Raw genomic sequence first — 4,660 nt, forward strand, 5'->3', positions numbered from 1 at the left:
GCACCCGCGGCCACGACCCGCCAGTCGCAATAGATCGTCAAAATGGCAAGGCAGGCGAAGAAGTACATGTGCAGGTCGATCTGCCAGGCATGCCCGCCCAGCACCGCCACCAGGACGCTCACGGAGCACACGGCGGCGACACCGACCAGGAGGCGGGTCGCCAGCCCGTTCCCCGCCAAGCGCCAGGAAGCCGTGGCCACCAAGGCCGGGGCCAAGGCGACCGCGGTCGGCGCCAGCCAATCCTTGTCGAGCCACTGGCTCAGTCCCGCGACGACAGGCACGTGGAGCCACAGCAGCAAGAGCAGCATGCAATTCGCCAGCGCCTGCAGGCGATCGATCCGGGCAAGCGACGTCATGAAAGTTCCTCGGATAGGCCGGCACAGGCGGCGAGCAATCTTGGGTCGAGCAGCAGCCAGGCACCGGCCGCGTACAGAGCGGCGCCATCCGACGGGTCCGCGGGCATCACCACCAGGAAGTTCGGCCAACTGCCGGCTCCGACGATAGCGACGCCGGACAGGCCGGCCGCCTTCAAGACATCTTCCTGGGACCACCAGGGAGCGAAGATCGCGAGCACGCTCCGCGACGGCTTGGGCTGCACCGCGAGCCAGGCAGTCGCGACCAAGCTGGCCAGGAGCAGCAGCGTCGCCGGGAGCCATGCGGGGGTCGGTCGCCGCGGCAACGACGTCTGGCCGGCAGGCGCGGCCATGCCTGCCGAGGGCGACGGCGCCCGAGCCGGATGCATGGACGGAATGTGCTGACGATCGCTCACATGGCCACCGTGGATGAGCCTCCCACAGATCATCGCATTCAATCATTAAGAACAGGTTCATTCAGCGGCAGCGATGCGGACCCGGACGATCCGGCTTTGCCAACCTGATCTCCGTGGCCTAAGCCGTGGCCAAAAGCCTGGGGGGTTTCGATGGCGCGCTGGTTGAAGGAAGGCCGTGATCCGAACGCGGCGGCGCAGGACGATGCGGCGGTGCGCGGAGTGGTCGAGACCATCCTGGCGGACATCGCGAAGGGCGGCGATGCAGCGGTCCGGGCGATGTCGGTGAAGTTCGACGGTTGGGACCGCGACGACTACCGGCTGACCGACCAGGAGATCCGGGACTGCCTGGGGCAGCTCTCCCAGCGCAACCTGGACGACATCAGGTTCGCGCAGGCGCAGATCCGCAACTTCGCCGAGCACCAGCGGGCGGCGCTCAAGGACATCGAGGTCGAGACGCTGCCGGGCGTGGTGCTCGGGCACAAGAACATCCCGGTGAACCGGGTGGGGTGCTACGTGCCGGGCGGCAAGTATCCATTGCTCGCCTCGGCGCACATGTCGGTGGTGACGGCCAGGGTCGCAGGCGTGAAGGAGATCATCACCTGCGCACCGCCCTACAAGGGAGCCCTCGCGCCGGCGATCGTGGCGGCCCAGCACCTGGCGGGGGCGGACGTGATCTACTGCCTGGGCGGTGTCCAGGCGGTGGGGGCGATGGCCTTGGGCACCGAGAGCATTGATCCGGTCGACATGCTGGTGGGCCCGGGCAACGCCTATGTGGCCGAGGCGAAGCGGCAGCTGTTCGGGCGGGTCGGGATCGACCTGTTCGCGGGGCCGACCGAGACGCTGGTGATCGCGGACGAGACGGTGGACGGGGAGATGTGCGCCACCGACCTGCTGGGGCAGGCGGAGCATGGGCCGAACTCGCCGGCCATCCTGCTGACGACGTCGGAGCGCCTGGCGCGCGACACGATGGCGGAGATCGAGCGGCTGCTCACGATCCTGCCCACGGCGGAGATCGCGGCGGCGGCGTGGCGGGACTATGGCGCCGTGATCGTCTGCGACAGCGAGGAGGAGATGGTAGTCGAGGCCGACAGGATCGCCTCGGAGCATGTCCAGGTCATGACGCGGGACCCGGACTACTTCCTCCAGCACATGACCAATTACGGTGCCCTATTCCTCGGGCCGCGCACCAACGTTTCCTATGGCGACAAGGTGATCGGCACCAACCACACGCTGCCGACCAAGAAGGCGGCCCGCTACACGGGCGGGCTCTGGGTCGGCAAGTTCCTGAAGACGGTGACCTATCAGCGCGTGCTCACCGACGAGGCATCGGCAATGGTCGGCGAGTACTGCTCGCGCCTGTGCATGCTGGAAGGCTTTGCGGGGCATGCGGAGCAGGCGAACCTGCGCGTGCGGCGCTATGGCGGACGGAACATCCCGTATGCCGGGGCGGCGGAATGAGCGTGCAATTGCCGGCAACGCCCTCGTTCCGGCTGGACGGGCGGCGGGCCCTCGTGACGGGGGCCGGCCGTGGGATCGGCCTGGCCGCGGCGGCGGCATTGGCCGGGGCCGGGGCGGAGGTCACGCTGGTGGCCCGTTCGCAGGACGAACTGGAAGCGGCCGCGGCGGCGATCCGGGACGGCGGCGGTAAAGCGGAGGTGCTGGCCGTCGATGTCACGGATCTGGCAGCGTTCACCGGGGCTGTCGCCGAGGCGGAGCCCTACGACGTCTTCGTGAACAATGCGGGGACCAACCGGCCCCGCCCGTTCGTCGACGTGACCGTCGACGACTTCGACATGATCTTCGGCCTGAACGTCCGTGCCGCGTTCTTCGCGGCGCAGGCGGTGGCGCGACGGCTGATCGCGACTGGCAGGCCCGGCTCGATCATCAACGTCTCGTCGCAGATGGGCCATGTCGGCGGCCGCAACCGCACGGTCTATTGCGCGTCGAAGGCGGCGATGGAAGGCATGACCAAGGCCATGGCACTGGAGCTTGGGGCGGTCGGGATCCGCGTCAACACGATCTGCCCGACCTTCATCGAGACGGAGATGACCCGCCCGTTCCTGAGCGCCCAGGGCTTTCGCGAGGAAGTGCTCGGCAAGATCGCTCTGGGGCGGCTGGGCAGGCCGGAAGATCTAAGCGGCGCGATCCTGTTCCTGGCCTCCGACGCCTCCGCGCTCATGACCGGCTCGGCGCTCATGGTCGACGGAGGCTGGACAGCCGCCTGAGCCGGCAGCTCAGGGCAGGCCGTTGGTCGAGTTGATCACCTCTTCCCGGTCTTCGGGAATGCGGTCGCCCTTGGTGGTGTCGTCCGGCGTGGGCATCTGCTGGGCCCGCCCCTGGTTCTGCGACGAGCCCTGGCCGCCCTGCCTTTCCAGCTCGTTGTCGATGACGTCCGGGGCACCTTCGACCGGATCCTGGTCCGGGTTCTGCCGATCCTTGGCCATGGCGGCCTCCGCTGGCTGATGGTCGACGCCGGGTCAGCCCAGCGCCCCGGCGATCGCCGGAGTCCTGAAGGTTAACCCCATCGGGCGCAAAGCAAGGCCGCGCTCGCGTTCTTCCGCGTTCGCGGCATTGAACCAGGCGATCGTCGCCGCCAGGCCCTGCCGCACCGAGGTGCTGGGCGACCATCCGAGGACGGTGCGGGCCGAGGTGATGTCGGGGCGGCGCCATTGCGGGTCGTCGGACGGCAGGGGCTCGTACACGATCGGCGATGCCGAGCCGGTCAGCTCGGTGACGAGTCGGGCCAACTCGTTGATCGTGTATTCCTCGGGGTTGCCGATATTGATCGGCGCGCGCGGGTTGGCCTCGATATCCATCAGGCGGTAGAGGCCGTCGATCAGGTCGGTGACGAAGCAGAAGGAGCGGGTCTGCTCGCCGGTGCCATAGACGGTGAGCGGCCGGCCCTTCAGCGCCTGCACGATCAGGTTGGACACGATCCGGCCGTCGTCCGGGCGCATGCGGGGGCCATAGGTGTTGAAGATGCGGGCCACCCGCACGTCAACCTCGTGCTGGCGCATATAGTCGAAGCACAGCGTCTCGGCGGCGCGCTTGCCTTCGTCGTAACAGGCACGGATGCCGATCGGGTTGACATTGCCCCAGTAGGTCTCCCGCTGCGGGTGCTGGTCCGGATCGCCATAGACTTCGCTGGTCGAGGCCTGCACGAGGCGGGCGCCGTTCGCGCGGGCGAGGTCGAGCAGGTTGCGGGCGCCGAGCACGCTGGTCAGCAGGGTATGGATCGGGTCGGCCTGATAGTGCCGGGGCGAAGCGGGACAGGCGAGGTTGAAGATGCGGTCTACCTTGATCGAGCTGGGCAGCGGCTCGCACACATCCGCCTCGATCAGGGAAAATCGCGGCTCCCGCTCGAGCGGGCGCAGGTTCTCCGAGGCACCGGTCCGGAAGCTGTCGAGGCAGACCACGCGCCAGCCTTCGCCAATCAGGCGCTCGCATAGATAGCTGCCGAGGAAGCCGGCGCCACCTGCGACGAGGACGGCATTGGTGGCCGGAGACCGGCGGGCTTTTCTGGGCATGGCGGCCTCCTTGGACGTCGAGGACGGTCGGGGAGTTGACGAGGTATGGACGATACGCGGCGTCCGCCGGTCCGGATCGACTGCTGCTGCCAGCAGCCGTTCCAGGTCCGCGGCACGCGCGACGCCGGTATGGGCTTCCAGGACGATGCGGCGGGCGCGGTCGGCCAACTGCCGACGTTCCCCTTCGCCGGTCGCTTCGAGGGCACGGACCACCGTCGCCGTATCGTCCGCGATCAGGATGGCCTCGTTCTCCGGCAGGAGATCGGACAGGCCCTGCCAGCGATCGCTGATGATGGGCGTGCCGCATGCGGCCGCCTCGACCAGGCGTACGCTCGGCGACCAGCCGGCGGCGATCATGTCGGCG

At 68.5% G+C, this 4,660-nt stretch carries 5 protein-coding genes and 2 pseudogenes; 2 read left to right on the forward strand and 5 right to left on the reverse strand.

The window, feature by feature from the left end; all coding sequences use genetic code 11:
- Both VHL31_RS03965 and VHL31_RS03970 read right to left on the reverse strand, forming a co-directional pair.
- Positions 1-356, reverse strand: a pseudogene (locus tag VHL31_RS03965) (hypothetical protein); the annotation flags it as partial.
- Positions 353-679, reverse strand: a complete 327-nt coding sequence (locus VHL31_RS03970; protein WP_329659911.1) for a hypothetical protein — start codon at positions 677-679, stop codon at positions 353-355. The gene VHL31_RS03970 and the pseudogene VHL31_RS03965, both read right to left, overlap by 4 nt.
- A 240-nt stretch (positions 680-919) precedes the next feature.
- Between VHL31_RS03970 and hisD the strand changes: the two genes are divergently transcribed.
- Together hisD and VHL31_RS03980 are read left to right on the forward strand one after the other, a co-directional pair.
- Complete coding sequence (gene hisD, locus VHL31_RS03975; protein WP_329659912.1) at positions 920-2,227, forward strand: histidinol dehydrogenase; 1,308 nt, start codon at positions 920-922, stop codon at positions 2,225-2,227.
- The gene (locus VHL31_RS03980; RefSeq protein WP_329659913.1) at positions 2,224-2,994 is read left to right on the forward strand and encodes an SDR family NAD(P)-dependent oxidoreductase; all 771 of its coding nucleotides are present in this window, start codon (positions 2,224-2,226) and stop codon (positions 2,992-2,994) included. The genes hisD and VHL31_RS03980 overlap by 4 nt, the downstream gene beginning before the upstream one ends.
- A gap of 9 nt (positions 2,995-3,003) precedes the next feature.
- On the opposite strand, the gene VHL31_RS03985 is transcribed toward VHL31_RS03980, so the two are convergent.
- From VHL31_RS03985 to VHL31_RS26605, 3 genes and pseudogenes are all read right to left on the reverse strand, one after another.
- Positions 3,004-3,213 (reverse strand): hypothetical protein, encoded by a 210-nt coding sequence (locus VHL31_RS03985; RefSeq protein WP_329659914.1) that lies wholly within the window; start codon positions 3,211-3,213, stop codon positions 3,004-3,006.
- A 33-nt stretch (positions 3,214-3,246) separates the two neighbouring features.
- Positions 3,247-4,296 (reverse strand): UDP-glucuronic acid decarboxylase family protein, encoded by a 1,050-nt coding sequence (locus VHL31_RS03990; protein WP_349262354.1) that lies wholly within the window; start codon positions 4,294-4,296, stop codon positions 3,247-3,249.
- A 159-nt stretch (positions 4,297-4,455) separates the two neighbouring features.
- A pseudogene (locus tag VHL31_RS26605) lies at positions 4,456-4,653 on the reverse strand (glycosyltransferase family protein); the annotation flags it as partial.
- Between the last annotated feature and the right edge of the window lie 7 nt (positions 4,654-4,660).

It is taken from the genome of Geminicoccus sp. (assembly GCF_036263595.1).
GTDB lineage: Bacteria > Pseudomonadota > Alphaproteobacteria > Geminicoccales > Geminicoccaceae > Geminicoccus.